At 63.6% G+C, this 18,486-nt stretch carries 17 protein-coding genes; 8 read left to right on the top strand and 9 right to left on the bottom strand.

Going from position 1 to position 18,486, the window contains the following annotated elements; translation table 11 throughout:
* From flgB to NKJ88_RS01755, 5 genes are all read right to left on the bottom strand, one after another.
* Positions 1–381 (bottom strand): flagellar basal body rod protein FlgB, encoded by a 381-nt coding sequence (flgB, locus tag NKJ88_RS01775; protein ID WP_023683310.1) that lies wholly within the window; start codon positions 379–381, stop codon positions 1–3.
* An 85-nt stretch (positions 382–466) separates the two neighbouring features.
* On the bottom strand, positions 467–1,333 hold the full coding sequence (locus NKJ88_RS01770) for a hypothetical protein (protein ID WP_023673646.1): 867 nt from the start codon (positions 1,331–1,333) through the stop codon (positions 467–469).
* A complete protein-coding gene (gene fliI, locus NKJ88_RS01765) occupies positions 1,320–2,741 on the bottom strand; it encodes a flagellar protein export ATPase FliI (protein ID WP_352443466.1) in 1,422 nt (473 codons plus the stop codon). The genes NKJ88_RS01770 and fliI overlap by 14 nt, the downstream gene beginning before the upstream one ends.
* A gap of 4 nt (positions 2,742–2,745) precedes the next feature.
* Positions 2,746–3,471, bottom strand: coding sequence for a flagellar basal-body rod protein FlgF (gene flgF, locus NKJ88_RS01760; protein WP_023671749.1), 726 nt, complete (start codon positions 3,469–3,471; stop codon positions 2,746–2,748).
* Positions 3,472–3,478: 7 nt separating this feature from the next.
* Positions 3,479–5,290, bottom strand: coding sequence for a DUF1217 domain-containing protein (locus NKJ88_RS01755; RefSeq protein ID WP_023686338.1), 1,812 nt, complete (start codon positions 5,288–5,290; stop codon positions 3,479–3,481).
* A 144-nt stretch (positions 5,291–5,434) separates the two neighbouring features.
* On the opposite strand from NKJ88_RS01755, the gene motA reads away from it, so the two are divergent.
* From motA to NKJ88_RS01725, 6 genes are read left to right on the top strand one after another with little or no spacing between them, the layout of a single operon-like run.
* Entirely contained in the window at positions 5,435–6,310 is an 876-nt protein-coding gene (motA, locus tag NKJ88_RS01750) for a flagellar motor stator protein MotA (RefSeq protein ID WP_023671751.1), read from the top strand.
* A gap of 35 nt (positions 6,311–6,345) precedes the next feature.
* Positions 6,346–7,278, top strand: a complete 933-nt coding sequence (locus NKJ88_RS01745; protein WP_023714015.1) for a FliM/FliN family flagellar motor switch protein — start codon at positions 6,346–6,348, stop codon at positions 7,276–7,278.
* 33 nt (positions 7,279–7,311) lie between these two features.
* Positions 7,312–7,701, top strand: coding sequence for a flagellar motor switch protein FliN (gene fliN, locus NKJ88_RS01740; RefSeq protein ID WP_023714014.1), 390 nt, complete (start codon positions 7,312–7,314; stop codon positions 7,699–7,701).
* Between the two features lie 38 nt (positions 7,702–7,739).
* Positions 7,740–8,756 carry a flagellar motor switch protein FliG gene (locus tag NKJ88_RS01735; RefSeq protein WP_023725152.1) on the top strand — a complete coding sequence of 339 codons (1,017 nt, stop codon included), beginning with the start codon at positions 7,740–7,742 and terminating at the stop codon, positions 8,754–8,756.
* 13 nt (positions 8,757–8,769) lie between these two features.
* Positions 8,770–9,852: a flagellar biosynthesis protein FlhB gene (gene flhB / locus NKJ88_RS01730; RefSeq protein WP_023683475.1), complete on the top strand. Its 1,083-nt coding sequence runs from the start codon at positions 8,770–8,772 to the stop codon at positions 9,850–9,852.
* A complete protein-coding gene (locus NKJ88_RS01725; protein ID WP_023671756.1) occupies positions 9,849–10,286 on the top strand; it encodes a BspJ family T4SS effector nucleomodulin in 438 nt (145 codons plus the stop codon). The genes flhB and NKJ88_RS01725 overlap by 4 nt, the downstream gene beginning before the upstream one ends.
* A 37-nt stretch (positions 10,287–10,323) precedes the next feature.
* Here NKJ88_RS01725 and NKJ88_RS01720 read toward each other — a convergent pair whose 3' ends face one another.
* Together NKJ88_RS01720 and NKJ88_RS01715 are read right to left on the bottom strand one after the other, a co-directional pair.
* Positions 10,324–11,094, bottom strand: coding sequence for a helix-turn-helix transcriptional regulator (locus tag NKJ88_RS01720; RefSeq protein WP_023728367.1), 771 nt, complete (start codon positions 11,092–11,094; stop codon positions 10,324–10,326).
* Complete coding sequence (locus tag NKJ88_RS01715; protein WP_023683473.1) at positions 11,091–11,801, bottom strand: helix-turn-helix transcriptional regulator; 711 nt, start codon at positions 11,799–11,801, stop codon at positions 11,091–11,093. The genes NKJ88_RS01720 and NKJ88_RS01715 overlap by 4 nt, the downstream gene beginning before the upstream one ends.
* Positions 11,802–12,308: 507 nt before the next feature.
* On the opposite strand from NKJ88_RS01715, the gene NKJ88_RS01710 reads away from it, so the two are divergent.
* Both NKJ88_RS01710 and NKJ88_RS01705 read left to right on the top strand, forming a co-directional pair.
* Positions 12,309–15,215: a M16 family metallopeptidase gene (locus NKJ88_RS01710; RefSeq protein WP_352443465.1), complete on the top strand. Its 2,907-nt coding sequence runs from the start codon at positions 12,309–12,311 to the stop codon at positions 15,213–15,215.
* Between the two features lie 64 nt (positions 15,216–15,279).
* The gene (locus NKJ88_RS01705; protein WP_352443464.1) at positions 15,280–16,473 is read left to right on the top strand and encodes a TMEM43 family protein; all 1,194 of its coding nucleotides are present in this window, start codon (positions 15,280–15,282) and stop codon (positions 16,471–16,473) included.
* Positions 16,474–16,560: 87 nt separating this feature from the next.
* Here the strand turns inward: NKJ88_RS01705 and NKJ88_RS01700 are convergent, their stop codons facing one another.
* Positions 16,561–17,592, bottom strand: coding sequence for a histone deacetylase family protein (locus NKJ88_RS01700; protein ID WP_352443463.1), 1,032 nt, complete (start codon positions 17,590–17,592; stop codon positions 16,561–16,563).
* Positions 17,593–17,616: 24 nt separating this feature from the next.
* On the bottom strand, positions 17,617–18,270 hold the full coding sequence (locus NKJ88_RS01695) for a TetR/AcrR family transcriptional regulator (RefSeq protein WP_023804754.1): 654 nt from the start codon (positions 18,268–18,270) through the stop codon (positions 17,617–17,619).
* Positions 18,271–18,486 lie beyond the last annotated feature (216 nt).

The following is an 18,486-nucleotide window of genomic DNA, read 5'->3' as shown; positions in this document are numbered from 1 at the left end:
TCAGCTCTTCACCGCCATCATCATCATCGAATGGAAGGCCTTGACGATCGCGGTGTTGAGTTCAAACGAGCGGCGGACCTCGCCGGCCTTCATCAGTTCGTTCTCGACCACGACCGTGTTCTTCGAGGGCATGATGGCGCCGGTCGTCTCTTCTGGCTTGACCGTGAAGCCGGCATTAGTGGCGGCAGTGCCGAGGTGGCCTGCCTGGGTGGCGGTCAGCGACACTGCCGTGCGGTCGAGCACCTTCTCAAACGGCTCGACATCGCCGGCGGTGTAGCCCGGCGTGTTGACGTTGGCGATGTTGCCGGCAATGGCCGACTGGCGCACCGACAGCCATTGCGACTGCTTGGCGGCGAGATCGAAAAGATTGACGGGCTCCATGGGGATCTCCGGGCTGGTACGTACAAGACTAGGCTGCCAGTCTTGCGCGGACCTTGCGCGGCTCGGGGGTAAATCCGGTGTGCCGCTATTTGGAGAGTTCGATCACCTGGTCGGTGCTGGTGACCATGACCCACTTGCCGCCCCGTTGCTCGATCGACGAGACGACGCTGGTATCGGGCAGCTTCGAGCCGCGCTGGACGATCCACAGGCCGGCATCGTCCTCGATCATGGCGCGGCCATTGGCGACATGAACCATGCGAAATTTGGCGTCCGCCGGGAAGGGCTGCTCGTCGACGCCGGGAGGCTGGGTCTTGTCCTCGGGGTCCTGCAGCGTGCCGGTGGCGAACAGGTCGACATCGGGAACATCGTTTGCCGTCAGCGGCTGACCGCTGTTCTCCATCTGCGAGCCGCCGCTGACCCGCCCTGCATTGGTGCCGCTGCCGCCGAACTTGATCGCCTGCACGCCGAACTGGTCCTGATTGAAGAAGATATACCAGGGAAACAGCGCGCAGATCAGGCCAAGCGTGATGCCGAGCGCGGCAAAGACGATATCGCTGCGGCGGTCGGATTTCTTGTCGAGCCTGGGATATTGCGGCCTTGGCGGCTGCGGCCATTCGGTGACCGGGAACAGCCCGTCGAGAAGCGAGTCACGACTGGTCTCGATCGCTTCTTTGGGGCCGGCGCGAGGGGTCCTTGGCAATTCAGGCTTGACGACGCTGGGCAAGGCAGGCTCGGCCAAGCGAGGCACAGTGGACTCGACTACGCTGGCTACCCTGGGCAAGAATGGCCTGGCGGCCCTGGCCAGAATGGCCTCAGCCTTGGCGGCCTTGTCGAGATCGGCCTTTGCCCTGACAGCTCTCGCTTCGTTGGCCCGGGCTTCCTCGGCGGCACTGGCCTCTGCGATCATCTCGCGCAAAAGCCGCTCGGTGTACTGAAGCTCAGTCTCCTGCATCGACACTTTGCTTGCCTTTCAGATGACGGGCGACGTCGGAGAATGCGTCGCTCGAGGCGCGATCCCTGGGCGACTGCGTCAGCGCCTCGTAGATCAGCGGCACCTGGCGCACGGCAATATCGAGCTCGGCATCGGCGCCGCCCTGATAGGCGCCGAGCAGGCGGATGTCGCGCGTGTCCTCGAAGCGCGAGATCATCGACTTCAGCCTGGTCACCAGCATGCGTTGCTCGGGGCTCCATGCCTTGTCGGCGAGGCGCGAGATCGACGACAGCGGATTGACCGGGGGGTAGCGGCCCTGTTCGGCAATGGCGCGGTCGAGCACGACATGGCCGTCGAGAATGCCGCGTACCGAATCGGCGACCGGGTCGTTGTGGTCGTCGCCGTCGACCAGCACCGAGATGATGGCAGTGATTGATCCCTGTCCTTTGATACCGGGGCCTTCAGCGCCCGGGCCAGCGCGTTCGAGCAGCTTGGGCAGGTCGGTGAAAACCGAAGCGGGATAGCCGCGGGCGACCGGCGGCTCGCCGGTGCCGGTCGCTACCTCGCGCAGCGCATGGGCAAAGCGGGTAATCGAATCCAGCACCAGCAGCACGCGATGGCCCTGGTCGCGAAAATGTTCGGCAACGCGCATGGCGGTATCCGGCGCGCGCCGGCGCATCATGGCGCTCTCGTCGCTGGTAGCGACGACGGCGACCGTCTTGGCCATGCTCTCTGCGCCGATCGTGTCTTCGAGGAATTCGCGTACCTCGCGGCCGCGCTCGCCGATCAGCGCCACGACCACGGTGTCGAAGGCGTCGGCGCCGGCCAGCATGGCGAGCAGCGTCGACTTGCCGACGCCGGAACCGGCAAAGACGCCGAGGCGCTGGCCGAGGCAGAGCGGCGTGAAGATGTCGATGACCTTGACCCCGGTCGTGAAGGCGGTGCCGACGCGCTGCCGCGCCATGGCGCCGGGCGTTGTGCCGTCGCCGCTCGCAGCCTCGCCGATCCTGATCAGCGGCGGGCCGCCGTCGATGACGCGGGTCAGCGCGTCGATGGCGCGCCCACGCCACGAAGCATGCGGCGTTACCGTCAGCGGGCCGCGGCGAAACACGGCGTCGCCGATGCCGGCGTCGGCGCTGCGTTCGAAAGGGGCGATGACGACTTCGTCGCGGCCGATCCTGACGATCTCGCCGCGGCGCGTGCCGGCATTGCCGCGCTGTTCGACGAGGTCGCCAAGCCTGGCGACTTCAGACAGGCCGCGCACCTTGTAATGCGTTGGCGAAACCTCCGAAACACGGCCGCCGCGCCGCAGCAACGTCTCGGTGTCATCGAAGCGGCGCCAGATCCGCTCCAGCGCAGCCAGCCGGTTTTCCGGTGCTGTCTCCGGTTGCCGTTCAAGCGCGCGTATCGATGATTTGCTGCTCGACATGCTGCTACGACTTGGAGCCGAGCGTCTTGATGGCGTCGTCGGTCGAGGCATCGGTCTGGCGCATCAGCGCCGCCGTGTTCTCGAAGGCGCGCTGGACCATGATCAGGCGCGTCATCTCCAGCACCGGATTGACGTTGGATTCCTCGACATAGCCCTGCGCGACGCCGAGATCGGAACGGTCGGTGACCGGCTCCGGCGCACGCGCGGGCACGATGCCAGAATTGCCGTAGCGGACGAAATTCGGGCCGGGATCGAAATTGAACAGGCCGATGGCGCCGACGAGCTTGTCGCCCTGGCGCAGCGAGCCGTCGGCGCCCGCCTTGGGTGGGCCGTCGCGCGGGTCGAGCTGGATCGGCGCACCGCCGGCGTCGAGCACCGGATGGCCTTCGAGCGACATCAACTCGCCGTTCTCGTTCATCGAAAAGCGTCCGTCGCGCGTCATCACGGTGCCGGCCGGGGTGTCGATGCCGAACCAGGCATCGCCCTGGACGGCGAAGTCGAACGGGTTGCCGGTCTGCGTCATCGCGCCATGCGCGCCGGACAAATAGGTCTTGCCGGAGGAGGCGAAGGACACCGATTTGGGGCCGCTGCCGGAGACGACATCCTCGAACTTCACGCCGGTGGCGCGAAAGCCGATGGTCGAGGCGTTGGCGACATTATCGGCGATGGTGTCGAGACGGCGCTCAAGCGCGATCTGCGAGGAAAGGGCGACGTAAAGGCTGTCCTGCATGGTGTTCTCAGAATCTCAGTTTCTGCATGGCCATCATCAGATCGGTCGAGATGCCGACGGTGGTCGGCTGCGCAAACAGCACACCGATCGATGTCTGGGCGGTCGAGGTCGGATGATTGATTTCCCAAAGGCTGGTGAAGCGGGTGAGGAATTTCTCGAGCTTGGCCGGGTCGGTGAAATCGGTGAGGTCGAGCTTTGCGTCGAAGGCCTGCGCCTGCTTGTCGATATCTGCGGCAGCGAAGGAATCGGGCAGGCCGATGGCGGTGCGTACCACGCTGGCCAGGGCCGTGTCGGCCAGCACGTCGTACCAGTTGGTGATGGTCGAGGCCTTGCGCTCGAAATAGAGCGCCAACCGCACGCCCTCATTGGTCTTGCCGGCGTCTTCTTCCAGGGTCTGGCGCATGTATTTGTCGACCACCGGCTGCTGCGACGGGCTGCGGGTCGTTGCCGCTTCGCCGTAGGCCTCGAAATTCAACGAGGTGGCGAGCCTGGCATAGGCCTTGTTGGAGAGCTTGTTGGCGACACTGGCGGGATCGCGGACACCGCCCTCAAGGACATCACGGACGAGATCCTTGTTGGTGGTCGCCGGATCGAGCCCGCTTGCGGACAGAGCATAGTTATAAAGGCGGCTGTCGGCCATCAGGTCGTCGACCGATTTCACCTTGGTGATGTTGGCGAGGTAGTAGCTGGTCTCGGCCTGGACGGCGTCCGCATTCGGCTTGATGAGGCCAAGACTGGACTCGGTCGTGTAGAGCTTCGGCGTGGTCTTCAGCACCGCGTCGCGCGTGATCGTCTGATCGCCATACTGGGCAAAATCAAAGGCGCTGACGAAGTTGGCGTAGCTCTTGTCGGTCAACAGGTTGGCGGGACTCAACGGATCGGTGACGCCGCCATTGACCATGGTGCGGATCTGCTTCGTCGTCTGGGTCGATGCATCAAGCCCATAGGCAGCCATGGCGAAGGTCAGCAGGCGCTTGTCCTTCAGCAGGTCTTCGATGGACTTCACCTTGGAGATGTTGGCTGCGTAGTAGTCGGCCTCGCCCTTGATGTATTGCGCGGTCGGCTTGACGAGCAACAGTCCGGTTCCGCCGATCACAGCCTTCGGCACCGCCTGCTGGACGGCGTCGCGCGCCGTAGCCTGGTCGCCATATTGGGCAAAGTCGAAAGCCGCGACGAAAGCCGCATAGCCCTTGTTTGTCGACGTGTTTGCGGGGCTGTTCGGGTCGGTGACGCCGCCTTCCAGCATGGCCCGCACGGTCGCAGCCGGCTCGGCGTCGGCGTCCAGGCCGAACGCGGCCATCGCATAGGTGAGCAGGCGATCGTTGCCCATCAGGTCGTCGATCGATTTTACGTTGGAAATGTTGCTCAGGTAGTACGAGGTTTCGCCCTTGTAGTAGGTGAAGCCGTTCTGCGAAGGGCCGACCGAGACCTGGAGACCATAATTGTTGGTCACGCCCTGCTGTGCCGAATTGTAGCTCGTGGCATTAGCGCCAAGTGCGGCGAAATTGAAGGCCGACACGAACTCGGCATAACGCTTGTCGCTCAGTTTGTTGGCGAAGCTGTCGGAATCCGACACCCCTTCCTTCAGGGCTTTGACCATGAAGGCCTTGGCGTAAGCCATGTCGCCGAGACCGAAGGCTTTCATGGCATATTTGAACAGCCGGTCGTTCTTGACGAAATCGTCGATCGATTTCACGCTGCCGATGTTCGCGAGATAGTAGTCGGTGTCGCGCTTGGTGATCGGCTCCGCCTCGATGCGGTCGATCGCCTTGGGGATGTCCCTGGCGATGAGCTGGTAGCTGGTAAAAGTGCTCAACACGACATGCCTCCGGTCGCAGCTTCAAAAGCAAGACTATGCGGACTTGCTTGCGCGAGGCTGAATCGCCTCACCTTGCATGATTCAAGCCTCACACAAGGCACGGGGGCTATCGGTTAGGCCTGACGTGATGCGGAAGGATCTGGCGTGGGCATTCTGATCGGACTTGTGGTGACGCTCGGCTGTGTTCTCGGCGGCTTCATGGCGATGGGCGGCCATCTGCATGTGCTGATGCAGCCTTGGGAAGCGGTGGTCATCTGTGGCGCCGCACTTGGAACCTTTCTCGTCGCCAACCCGATGAAGACGGTCAAGGACACCGGCAGGGGTATCCTCGAAGCGTTCAAGCAGGCGGTGCCGAAAGAGCGCGACTATCTGGAGACGCTGGGCGTGCTGCACAGCCTGATGCGCGAACTGCGCTCGAAGTCGCGCAGCGAGGTCGAGGCGCATATCGACAATCCGGAGGAGTCGGCAATCTTCCAGGCGTTCCCGACCGTGCTCAAGAACCACGACCTGACGAATTTCATCTGCGACTACTGCCGCATCATCATCATCGGCAATGCCCGCTCGCATGAGATCGAGGCGCTGATGGACGAGGAAATCCAGACCATCAAGTCCGACAAGATGAAGGCTTACCATGCGCTGGTGGCGGTGGGCGATGGTCTGCCGGCGCTCGGCATCGTCGCCGCCGTGCTCGGCGTGGTCAAGGCGATGGGCGCGCTCGACCAGTCGCCCGAAATCCTCGGCGGCCTGATCGGCGCTGCCCTTGTCGGAACCTTCCTCGGCATCTTCCTGTCCTATGCGGTGGTCGGGCCGGTCGCCACCAAGATCAAGACGGTGCGCGAGAAGAAGAACCGCCTCTATATCATCGTCAAGCAGACGCTGCTTGCCTACATGAACGGCGCCCTGCCGCAGGTGGCGATCGAGTTCGGTCGCAAGACCATCTCGTCCTATGAGCGGCCGACGATCGATGCCGTCGAGCAAAGCACGATGAACACAGCTTCCGCCGAGAAGAAAGCGGCTTGAGCCATGCATGACGACAGACAGGACCGCACGCCGTCATGACAAGTCCTGGCAGCCCCTCGCAAGCCCGCTCGCTGATCATTGAGCGTCTGGTCGGTGACAGCGGTGAGGCCGCTCATGTCATCGGCACCGGGCGCTCGATGGGCGAGCGCGCCCTGCCGCTGCTGCAGAAGAGCCTGGCCGGCGAACTCGGCGCACCGGTCACCGTCGACCTGCGCGCGGTCGAGATCAGCCGTGTTCCCGATGCCCGCACGAATGCCGGCGATGCCTTTGCCATGGCCATCATAGCATCGCCGACGTCTTCGGATGCGATGACGCTGGTGGCTGATGCGCCGGCCATCGCCGTGATGGTGTGCGCGCTGTTCGGCGGCGATCCGGATCAGCCGGTTTCGCCGATCGAGCGCGCTCTGTCGCAGATCGAGACCGATGTCGCGACCACGGTCTTCCAGGAAGTTGCGCAGGCGTTGAACGGATCGGGCCGGCGCTCGCTCGAGCTGCGGCTGCCGGTGCCGCGGGCGCTTTCGGGCAGCGAAGCCAAGCGCCGCGTGCTGCGCGATGGCGCGGCGGTGCGCATCGTCTTCGGCATCTCGACGCCGACCGACAGCGGAACGGTCACGGTGATGATCCCGCAGCGCATTCTGCTTGCCACACGCGGTATCGCCGATGTCCACGACAGCGAAGGCACGACCTCCGACTGGCGGGCACGTTTTTCCGAAGAAGTGATGCGCTCGACGGTGACGCTCGAAGCGACCATGCCGTTGGCACGCCTGACGCTCGGCGACCTCGCCGGCTTCGAGCCGGGCCAGATCATCGAGTTCGAGGAAACCGCGCAGTCGCAGGCCAAGCTGAGCGCGCGCGACAAGACGCTGTTTGTCTGCGAGTTCGGTAAACTCGGGCAGAACTACACCGTCCGGATCAGGCATCCTTACGATGCCGGTCAGGATTTTATCGATGGGCTCATGCCGGGCTGACGCCGGGCAAGCCCAAGCATTTGGAGACGACTGATGGCCAAGACCAAGGTGGAAGCCAATATCGACCAGCCGGACGAACAGCTCGACCGCGCCATCGAGGAATTGCGCGGTGTCCTCCAGGAGGAGGAAAAGCGCCCCGACGCCGCCTTGCGGGCTGCCACGTCCGGCGCCAATTCGAACATCATCATGAGCATCCCCGTCGATGTGCAGATCATCCTCGGCAGCACGGAAATGTCGGTGTCGGACCTGATGGCGCTGCAGAAGGGCTCGACGGTGGCGCTCAACCGGCGCATCGGCGAACCGGTCGATGTCGTGGTCAACGGCCGCAAGATCGCGCGCGGCGAAATCACCGTGCTGGAAAGCGATCCGTCGCGCTTTGGCATCAGGCTGACCGAAATTATCGCGGCGACCAAGGGCGCTTGAGCAATGAATGACATGCGGTCTCAGCAGGAGCGGATGCCATGACGACGCCGGTGACGCTCACGCGCCCGCAAAAGGCCGCCGCCATCCTGGTGGCGATGGGCAAGCCTTCGGCCAGCCGGCTGCTGAAATTCTTCAAGCAGGAAGAACTGAAGGCACTGATCGAAGGGGCGCGGCTGCTGCGCACCATTCCGCAAAGCGACCTCGAACGCATCGTTGCCGAATTCGAGGCCGAGTTCACCGAAGGTGCGGGCCTGCTCGATTCCGCCGACCGGATGGACACGATCCTCAATGAATCGCTGTCGCCCGAAGAGATGAGCGCCATCATGGGCGACAAGCGCTTCGAGGTTGCGCCGGAAGGACCACCGCCGATCTGGCCGGAGCTGGAAAAGCTCGAGCCGACGCGTCTGGGCACGTTCCTTGCCGCCGAGCATCCCCAGACCGCGGCCATGGTGCTGTCGAAGCTTGCGCCGCAAGCCGCCGCCAACATTTTGCTGACCATGGAAAAGCCGATGCGCAGCGAGATCATCAAGCGCATGGTGACGATGGCGACCATTCCGGACGCGGCCACCAGGATCATCGAGAACCAGCTGCGCGCCAGCGTGCTGGCGCAGACCGCGACCAAGGATATCTCGGCGGGACAGGCGCGCGTCGCCAGTATGCTCAACGAGATGGACAAGCCTCAGTTGGAAGAGGTCATGCAGGATCTGGAAGAGGCCGGCACGCCGGACCTCGGCGGTGTCCGCTCCAGGTTGTTTGCCTTCGACGATCTGCCGCTTTTGACGCAGAAGGCGCGGGTGCTTCTGTTCGACGGGCTGTCGACCGAACTGATTACGCTGGCGCTGCGCGGTGCACCACCCGCATTGACGGAATCGGCGCTCTCGGCGATCGGCGCACGGTCGCGGCGCATGATCGAGTCCGAGCTCGGACAGGGCTCGGAAGGCATTCAGCTTGCCGACATCATGACGGCGCGCAAGAACATCGCGGTGGCGACAATCCGGCTTTCGCGCGAGGGGGCTTTCGAACTGCCCTCATCGCAGCAGAGCGAAGCGGCTTAACGCCGAGCGCTGAATGGCTGAAGCGGCGGACAAAGACTCCAAAACCGAAGACGCGACCGAAAAGAAGATCCGCGACACCGTCGAACAGGGCAAGCTGCCCCATTCGCGAGAGGCCGCACTTCTGGCGTCCTTCATCGCCATACTGGTGTTCACCGTCTTCTACGCCAAGGACGCGGTCGTTGATCTCGGCATGTTCCTGTCGATGTTCCTGGAAAAGCCCGAGGCGTGGCCGATGGACACCGAGACCGACGTCATCGCGCTCTACAAGACCGTGATGATGGAAATAGGCAACGCCGTCGTCAGCCTGCTGGTGCTGCTGGTGGTGGCCGGCATCGGCGCCTCGGTGCTGCAGAACATGCCGCAAGTCGTCGGCGAGCGGATCCGGCCGCAACTGTCGCGCATCTCGATAGCCAAAGGCTGGACCAGGATGTTCGGTATTCAGGGCTGGGTAGAATTCCTGAAATCGCTGGGCAAGCTCGGCTTCGCCAGTATCGTGCTCTACTTCACGCTGTCGCAGGACTACCGCCAGCTCCTGGCCGGCATGATCACCAACCCCGTCGCTTTCGGCCTCGTCATCAAAAGCATCACCGTCGACATATTGGTGGCGATCGTCTTCGTTATGGGGCTGATCGCGGCGGTCGACGTCGTCTGGTCGCGCTTCCATTGGAAGCAGGATCTGCGGATGACCAAGCAGGAGGTCAAGGACGAGTTCAAACAGTCCGAGGGCGACCCGATCATCAAGTCGCGGCTGCGCTCGCTGGCGCGTGACCGGGCGCGCAAGCGGATGATGACGGCGGTGCCGCGCGCGACGCTGATCATCGCCAATCCGACGCACTTTTCCATCGCGCTCAGATATGTCCGCGACGAGGATTCAGCACCCATGGTGCTGGCCAAGGGCCAGGACCTTGTGGCGCTCAAGATTCGCGAGATTGCCAAGGAGCACAACATCCCGATCTTCGAGGACGTGGCGCTCGCCCGCTCCATGTACAAGCAAGTTTCGGTTGATAGCGTGATCCCGTCGCAATTCTACCAGGCCGTCGCCGAACTGGTGCGGATCGTCTACTCCAAAAAGGCTGAGCGGAGACAAATTTCATGAACCGCCAACCGCACGCAAAATCCCGCGAACTCATCGTCGCCAAGGCCATCGAGCAGGTGGTCGACGAGTTGCGGCTGATCGATGTCGCCGACTACATCGCTTTCATCCGGCTCGAGCATTTCGCTTGCCTGTCGGATCTGGTGGATTCGGCGGTGGAGCTGTTCTTCCTGCCGGGCACGCTCAGGCTCGGCCATGGCGGAGAGGCACATGTCGACTGGAGCGGCAGCCCGCGCATCGTGCTCGATCTCGAGCTTCGGCCGCCGGGCGTCACCGTCTATTTCCAGCTGACGCTGAGCGAGGAGAGGTCTTCGGTCGCGGTCAACTATGTGTCGTTCGAGAAGCCAGGCGAAGACCCCGAGCACAACACCGCCTTGCTGGAGACGGTCATCGAAGAGGCGCGCATTCGCCGGACCGAGCCGCTCGCCTATCGCTGATCTTTTGTCTTATCCCAATCGCCGGACGCGGCTTTGATCACTCGATCAGACCCAGGCGCAGCGCCTTGGCCACCGCCTGGTTGCGGTTGACCGCGTTGAGCTTCTGCGTCGACTGGGTGAGATACTGGTTGGCGGTGTGGACCGACAGCTTCAGCAGCCTGGCGATCTCTTCGCTGGTGTTGCCGTTGGCGGTCAGCTTCAGGCACTCCAGTTCACGCTTGGAGATCGACCGCATCCGGCCGGCATCGTTCGGACGAATGCGGGCGACGGCGGCGAACAGCGAAAAACAGCGGGCGTGGATTTCGTAGAGCGTGTCCTCCGGCAGAGCGATCGTCGAGCCGAGGAACACCACCAGCCCGCAATGGCCGCGATCGGCATGGACGGGAAAGGCAATGCCGTTGGTGCCCGGCGCCAGCGGCGCCGTCCGCTCCGCCCAGGCGAGGTTCTGGAAGACGGCGTCCGAGCCGGCGATGCCGTCATCGGCCCACCAGCGCGGCGCTGTCGAGGCGCCGCTGTGGCGAACCATCTCCTCGCCATTGGCGCCGGCGATGAATTTGGTCGCAACAGCAGTGGCTGGATAGTCGGAATCGAAGCTCGGCACCAGGCGCGCCCGTTCCGGCGAGGGGCTGACGAAATAGAGGCCAAACGCCGACGCGTTGATGTCGACGGCGATCCAGCGGCAGCGGCGCACCGCGTCCGGGATGGTGACGGCATGGTGCGTCTCGGAACCGATGGAGAAGGCGCCGAACGGATTGCGCTGCTCGTTGAAAAGAGCCTCCGCAGCCGCCTTGATGTCAGCGTGTTTCAAATGATGCCGCTCCTGATTGCCGTGGCGATGGCCATAGCGCGGTTCGAGGCCGCGAATTTCTGGATGGCGTGGGTGATGTAGCTGTTGACGGTGTTGGACGAGACCCCGAGGATCACTGCGACCTCATCGGTGGTTTTGCCTTCAGACACCCAGAACAGGCATTCGCGCTCGCGGTCGGACAGCGGGTCCTGCATGGCGACGGCGGCGATCAATTGCGGGATGGCGGACAGCGCGTAACAGCACTTCAACTGAGCCTTCATCAGCGCCGGCTGGTCGATACTGCCGGCCTCGGCCGCCGAGAAAAGCGCAAACAGCCGCTGGCGGCCGACATTGAGCCGCAGTGAATAGACTTCGGCATGTCCAAGCACGTCGAGCAGGCGCGCCTCTTCGCCTGTGAGCAGTCCGCCGGCGTCGGGTGCCGCGGCGGCGACCAGGGGCCTCGGGCGGATGCCAGGTGCAACGGTCAGCGGTCCCTGGGCAAGGCCGGCGATCAGCCGCTTGCCGATCAGTTCAATGGCGTCGAAGATCCAGTTGGATGAGACGATGCGGGCGTCGTTGCGGTCCTGGTCGTGGACGATGGCGACGAGCATGTAGCTGTCGGCGCCGATCTCGGCGGCAAGCTGCATGAAAAAGGAGGTGAGATCGCCGCGCGATTCGAGGCGCGAGCCTAACGTATCGGATTGGAGAAGCGCGGCGGAACTGCTCATTGGATGCTTTGGTTGTATGTCATGGCCGGAGTCTTTTCTTGAGCCCGGACGCTGGGGTTAGCAGCGGCCGAACTTGAAGACGCATCACGTTTACGAAGCACTCACACGGCGCGGCGGTCGCGCTGATCGCCGAATCCATTCAGGGAACGCGAAGCCGTCCGCGTCTGGTGCCGGTCATTGGCCGGAACTTGAGACTTTGGGTGGTCGCCGCGCCCCCCAAGGACCGGCTGATTCGGGTCTAATCTACCCGCAGATGAATCCGACATCAAACGCGATTTGACAAAATCAATATTATTGGACTCAAGCGACTCAGGGGCTGCTTTCGCGGCCTTTTCCGCCGCAAAAGGCCTGAAACGCCGACACGAAAAAGCCAGAGGGTGTTGCGATACTGCCGTATCGAGGGCCGATCGATTCCGATAGGGTCTCGGCAGCCGGCAGGGGTGGGCATCCCTTCGGTCATACGGCGGATTTGGCGGCGCTTGCTCGCGGCCATCAGCATCGGGGGTCATGATGAAGCAGGTTTTCCTGGCGTTCACGGTGGTGCTTGCGGCTCTTGCCGGCATGGCAGCGCCCGCCAAGGCTGAGCCGACCGTTACCTATGCGCTCGACAACGGGCTGCAGGTGGTGCTGGTGCCCGACCATCGCGTGCCGAAGGTGGTGATGAACCTGCGCTACCGCGTCGGGTCGATGAATGAACCCGCGGGACGCTCGGGCTTTGCGCATCTGTTCGAACATCTGATGTTTTCCGGCACGCCGGCCTGGCCGAACGTGTTCGGCGCGCACGCCGCGCTCGGCAACGAGATCAATGCCTGGACCACCGAAGACGGCACGGTTTATTACGTCGACGGGCTGTCGTCGTCACTGCCGATGATCTTGTCGCTGGAGGCCGACCGCATGGCCAATCTCGGCCGCTCGGTGACTCAGGCCAAGCTCGATCTGCAGCGCTCGGTGGTCAAGAACGAGATGCGCCAGAACGTGCTCGACAAGGCCGGCGCATCCGGCTGGGAAGCTTTCTGGTCCGGGCTGTTCCCGAAGCCGCATCCCTATAGCCGCATGGTCATCGGCTCGGTCGCCGATCTCGATGCGGCGACGCTCGACGATGTCAGGGGTTTCTTCAACAGCTACTATCTGCCCAACAATGCGGTGCTGGTGCTGGTCGGCGACTTGGAGATCGACGACACCAAGGCGCTGATTGCCGACACGTTCGGCCGCGTGGCGCGCGGCGCCGATGTGGCGCGGCCCGCCGTGCCGGCACCGACGCAGGCCCGGCTCAAGCTGGTGCTCGAGGATCGTGTGCCAAGCCCCATCGTCGTGGTCGGCTTCAGTGGCCCGGTGGCGCAGTCGCCCGACAATGGTGCGCTCAGCATTGCCGCCGAACTGCTCGGCAACGGCGAATATGGGTTTTTGCGCAACCGGCTGGTTTCGCAGTTGGGCATTGCCACCTATGCCAGCGCGAGCTGGACCGGCGGTCTGCTCGGTGGCCGCTTTACCTTCGAGGCGGGTGCCGCCGAAGGTGTGGCGCCGGAAGCGCTGGAAAGCGCGATGAAAACGGCGTTTGCGGATTTCCTGAAGACCCCGCTCGATCCGGTCGATGTCGAGCGTGCGCGCACCGGCATCTTGCAGGCAGCGCGGCTCGGCAGCGAAGCACTGAAGGATCGCGCCGGCGTCGTCTCCTACAATGCCGACGTGCTCGGCGATGCGCAGAGCGCGCTGGTCGACGACCCGCGGGTGAAGGACGCCAGCGTGGCGGGCGTCGAGGCAACGATGAAGCGGCTGTTGAAACCGGAAGACGCCAGCATACTGGTGCTGAAGCCCGGCCCGCGCGGCGGCTATCCCGATGCACTGATCGGGTCGTCCGGCACACCGCAGCCGTTCACCGCGCCGGAGCGAGCGGCGATCGACATTCCGAAGCATGCGGCCGGGCAAGCGCCTTCGGCAACACTGCCCGCCATGGAAACGGCGACGCTCTCGAATGGCATCAAACTCGTCCACTACACAATGCCGGAAGCGCCGATGGTGTATGTCGCGGCCAGTGCCGCCGGCGGCTGGAACAGCGTGCCGGAAGGCAAGGAGGGATTGCTGGAGCTTGCAGCAAGCATGGCGACACGCGGGGCCGCCGATCGCGGCTCGGCTGACTTCGCCAAGGCGGCCAGCGACATCGGCGCCGGCGTCGGCCACCAGGCCGGAACGCTGACCACGATGATGACGCTTGGCGTGCCGCCGGAAAAGCTCGACCAGGGTATTGGCCTGCTCGCCGACGCGGTGCTGAAGCCTCGTTTCGACAGGACCGAATGGACGGTGCTGATGGCGCAGACGGTCGATTGGCTGAACGGCCGCGAGGCGGATCTGCCCGGCGTTGCCGGCCGCGTGGCAAAGGCGACGCTGATCCCGCAGGTGCCGGGCAAGGCAGCGGTGGACTGGTCGGCAAAGGCGCTGGCCTCGATCTCGCTCGACGGGGCGAGGGACGCATTCAAGGCGGAGTTCACGCCGAAGGCGGTGACCTTCTACAGCGTCGGCCCGATGCCGGTCGCGAGCGTCGCCGCCAGCCTTGAAAAAGCATTTGGCGCGTGGTCAAGCGACACCGCCGGCTATGCCGTCGAGCCGTCGCCGGCGGCGCATTTCAACGGGGGACAGAAAGTGCTGCTGGTGCCCGAACCCGGCGCCAGCCAGTCGGCGCTGTTCGTGGCGCGGCCGGCGCCCGGCACCGACGAGAGCGAGCGCGCTGAATCGACCGCGGTCTCCAACCTGCTTGGCGCCGATTTCTCCAGCCGGCTGAATTCGGTGATCCGCGAGGAGAAGGGCTACTCCTATGGCGTGTCGAGCTATCTGATGAGCCCGATGAAGGCCGGCTCGGGATTGGTCGTGGCAACCACCGTCGAGCGCGCCAACACCGGGCCGGCGATTACCGAAATCCTGAAAGGATTTGCCGGCCTGACCACCTTGCCGGTGGCGCAGGACGAAGTCGACCGCACGGTGACCGTCTATCGCCGGGCGCTGGCTGGATCGGCCGAGACGTCGGCTGGTCTGTTCTCCTCGCTGATTGGCGCGGTTGGCAGCGGATCGACGCTGGAGGACCAGCAAACCCGCATGGCGGCGCGCACAAAGCTGACGCTCGATGCGGTTCAGAAACAGGCGCTGGCCCTGGCGTCGCTCGATCCGTCGCTGATCGTGGTAGCGGGCGACCCCGATGTGGTGATGCCGCAGCTTGCCGCGATCGGCCTCAAGGACGTCGAGATCGTCAAGCGTGACGAGGCTGGCGAAGACACGGCGATGCGGGCGCTCGATCTTTTCGGGGGCAATCGCCGGGCGCCGCTGTCTGCCTCGCCGTGGCGGGTTGGCGATGGCGGCACGACACGCGCGGTGCACGCCTGCGCCGGCGACAGGGATTGCGGCGCGCAGATCCACGCCGATTGACGGGCTAAACGCGCAGCCGCCGGCCGCGTTGTAATTTTGGGATAACTTTGTTTCGGGGGAAACGATGAGCGATTCATTTCGGGAAGTAACGTCCGTCTCGTGGTTCGGGCGGATCAAGCGCGCGGTCGGCGGGGTCATCTTCGGCCTTATCCTGATCGTGCTGATGGTGATCGGGCTGTTCTGGAACGAAGGCCGCGCCGTGCAGACGGCGCGCTCGCTGGCCGAAGGTTCTGGAGCGGTGGTTTCGGTCGGCGCCGACAGCGTCGATACCGCCAATGACGGCAAGCTGGTTCATGTCAGCGGACTGGTGACGGCGGACAGCGGCCTGGCGGATCCGGATTTCGGCATTGCGGCGCAAGGGCTGCGGCTGTCGCGCAGCGTCGAGATGTATCAGTGGAAGGAAGAGTCCAAGTCGGAGACGACGAAGAAGCTCGGCGGTGGCGAAGAGACGGTGACCACCTACAGCTATTCCAAGGTGTGGGACGACAGCCAGATCGACTCCTCCGATTTCAAGAAGCCGGACGGCCACCAGAATCCGCCGATGGAAATCCACGGCCGGACCTTCCAGATTCCCGAGGGCAAGCTTGTCGCCTTCGATCTCGATACGCCAGTGCTGGACCGTATCGAGGGTGACAAGGACTATTCGCTCTCAGCCGACCAGTCGGCGGCGATAAAGGCTGCCTATACCGGAACGAAACCGCTCAGCATCGTCGATGGCAAGATTTTTCTCGGCAATGACAACACGACGCCCGCTTTGGGTGACTATCGCATCGGCTACGAACTGGCGCCGCTGGGCGTGATCAGCATCATCGCGCGCCAGGCCGACAGCCGCTTCGAGCCCTACCAGACGCAAGCCGGCGATGCGCTGCTGATGGTCGACACCGGCAACGTCCCGGCCGAAAAGATGTTCGCCGACGCCGTCAGCGCCAACACGCTGATCACCTGGCTGCTGCGCGGCGCCGGCTTGCTGTTGCTGACCATCGGCTTTGCGCTGTTCCTCAGCCCGATCGGGGTGATCCTCGACGTCATACCCTTCCTCGGCAGCATGGCGCGGATGGGCACCGGCATCATCGCCTTCGTTCTGGCGATCCTAGTCGGCACGGTGACGATTGCGATTGCCTGGTTCTGGTACCGGCCGTTGCTGGCGGTGGCCATCCTGGCGACAGGCGTGATTGCGGCGGTGATTGTCTACCGCATCGGCCGGTCGCGAAGGCCAGCCGTTCCGGTGGTTGCACCCAACCCGGCTGCGGCCGCCTAGATGGTCGGGGCGGCCGGAGCCGCCCCATATCTCTTTGGCACAATTCCGGCCGGAAAACCGCCTCACACTTATCCTGGAATCGCTTTCCTATTTGTCCTCGAAGCCGGTCAGCACGCCGACGGCGTTGATGCCGATCTCCTCGACGGCATAGCCACCTTCCATCACGAACAGCGTCGGCAGGCCGAGCTTTGCGATGCGCCGGCCGATCTTCGGATAGTCCGGGCTTTTCAGCTTGAACTGGCTGATCGGATCCTTCTCGAAGGTGTCGACGCCGAGCGAGACGATGACGATATCGGGGGCGTAGGCGGCGAGCTTGACGCAGGCATCCTCCAGCGAGGCGTTCCAGGCGTCCCAATTGGTGCCGAAGGGCATGGGATAATTGACGTTGAAACCTTCGCCGGCGCCGGCGCCGCGTTCATCGGCATGGCCGAGGAAGAACGGATACTCCACCATCGGATCGCCATGCAGGTTGAGAACCTGCACGTCGGCCCGTTCATAGAAGATCTCCTGCGTGCCATTGCCGTGGTGATAGTCGACGTCGAGGATCGAGACGCGTTTTGCGCCCTGATCGAGGAACCATTGCGCGGCGACCGCAGCATTGTTGATGTAGCAGTAGCCGCCCATGAACCCGGCACCGGCGTGATGGCCGGGCGGGCGGCAAAGCGCGAAGGCCGACCGCTCGCCACCCTTGACCAAGGCCGCCGCCGTCAGCGCCACGTCATAGGACGATTTGATCGCGGTCCATGTGCCTTCGACGAAGGTGGCGCCGGCGTCGAAGGAATAGTAGCCGAGCAAGGCGTCGACGCGCTTGGGTGGCACGTCGCCGCGCAGGCCGCGCGTCGGCCAGGTGAAGGGCATCGCCGTGCCCTCGAGGCCGGCGGCCTTCCACGCCGGCCAGACGGTTGGCAGGAAGTCGATATAGTCGGCCTTGTGGATGCGCTTGGCGGCTGTGAGATCGTGCTCGACCGGTCCGATGATCGGCCCCAGCTTCTCGCTCTCGACCCGCGCCTTGATGAACTCGGCCCGCGATGGCTTCTCGAAACCCGGCACGATGGCTGATGTCACCAGTTCCATCTGGCCGGCATGGCCGGCATGAAGCGGCGAATAGACAGTCTTCATGAATTTCCTCTCGAAATAGCGAAATCACTCAAGGTTGAGATAGGGGGTGACCAAAGCGAGCCACATTCTTTCCACATCGTCCTCGATGAGGTCGTATGTCTTGCGATCCCGCTTCAACCCCACAAGCCGGCAGGCGTGCCCGACATCCATCATCAGCACGCCGAGCCGGCTGGCGATCTTGTCTTCAAGGGCCGGGTTCACATGCTGCAGCCACGCGGCGTAAAGCGCGATGATCTGCTCGTCATATTCGTCCTGGATCGGCCTGAGGTCGGCATTGCCGGATATCGCCTCGATCACCGGCATCAGGGTGGCGTTTTCGAGATATATTCTGGAGGTATCGATGAAGAGCTTGCGCACCTCCTGCCGAAACTCGTCGCGGTTGGTGGGTGGGGTGACCTCGATGCGCCTGGCGATCACCTCGGGAAACGACGACAGCCAGCGCCGGGCGAGGTCGAGGAGAATGGCTTCCTTGTTGGGAAAGTACTGGTAGACCGAACCGACCGACAGGCCCGCGCGCCGGGCAATGGCGAGCGTCGTCGGCGTCTTGGTTCCCTGCTCCCGCGTCAGGATCAAAGCCGCGTCGAGTATCCGGTCGACCACCTTGCTCGACCGTTCCTGCCGCGGCTGCTTGCGCGGTTCGAGCGCCATCCTGGTTTCGCGGCTGAGACTGCGCTTCACGGATTGATGCCTTCGTTCCCTGCCGGTTTCAACACAGGTCCCGGTCTCAACATTGGCGTGGTGTGTTGTCCACAATACATTCGAAATTCGGCACGTTGACAAACGCGAATAATTAGTCGCATTCTTTTATCCACGCTGTTTTGAGAGATCACAAGGGGAATTTCGAAACAGCGCACTGGCATCAGTTTTCGTCCGATAAAGCCGCTCCGGCGGAGT

The organism is Mesorhizobium sp. M0016 (assembly GCF_040324035.1).
Lineage (GTDB): Bacteria > Pseudomonadota > Alphaproteobacteria > Rhizobiales > Rhizobiaceae > Mesorhizobium.
This window is presented reverse-complemented; position numbering and strand designations above follow the sequence as displayed.

Coding starts and splice junctions, on each gene's coding strand:
- flgB (WP_023683310.1), bottom strand. CDS start 381: ATGGAGCCCGTCAATCTTTTCGATCTCGCCGCCAAGCAGTCGCAATGG.
- NKJ88_RS01770 (WP_023673646.1), bottom strand. CDS start 1,333: ATGCAGGAGACTGAGCTTCAGTACACCGAGCGGCTTTTGCGCGAGATG.
- fliI (WP_352443466.1), bottom strand. CDS start 2,741: ATGTCGAGCAGCAAATCATCGATACGCGCGCTTGAACGGCAACCGGAG.
- flgF (WP_023671749.1), bottom strand. CDS start 3,471: ATGCAGGACAGCCTTTACGTCGCCCTTTCCTCGCAGATCGCGCTTGAG.
- NKJ88_RS01745 (WP_023714015.1), top strand. CDS start 6,346: ATGACAAGTCCTGGCAGCCCCTCGCAAGCCCGCTCGCTGATCATTGAG.
- fliN (WP_023714014.1), top strand. CDS start 7,312: ATGGCCAAGACCAAGGTGGAAGCCAATATCGACCAGCCGGACGAACAG.
- NKJ88_RS01735 (WP_023725152.1), top strand. CDS start 7,740: ATGACGACGCCGGTGACGCTCACGCGCCCGCAAAAGGCCGCCGCCATC.
- flhB (WP_023683475.1), top strand. CDS start 8,770: ATGGCTGAAGCGGCGGACAAAGACTCCAAAACCGAAGACGCGACCGAA.
- NKJ88_RS01725 (WP_023671756.1), top strand. CDS start 9,849: ATGAACCGCCAACCGCACGCAAAATCCCGCGAACTCATCGTCGCCAAG.
- NKJ88_RS01715 (WP_023683473.1), bottom strand. CDS start 11,801: ATGAGCAGTTCCGCCGCGCTTCTCCAATCCGATACGTTAGGCTCGCGC.
- NKJ88_RS01710 (WP_352443465.1), top strand. CDS start 12,309: ATGATGAAGCAGGTTTTCCTGGCGTTCACGGTGGTGCTTGCGGCTCTT.
- NKJ88_RS01705 (WP_352443464.1), top strand. CDS start 15,280: ATGAGCGATTCATTTCGGGAAGTAACGTCCGTCTCGTGGTTCGGGCGG.
- NKJ88_RS01700 (WP_352443463.1), bottom strand. CDS start 17,592: ATGAAGACTGTCTATTCGCCGCTTCATGCCGGCCATGCCGGCCAGATG.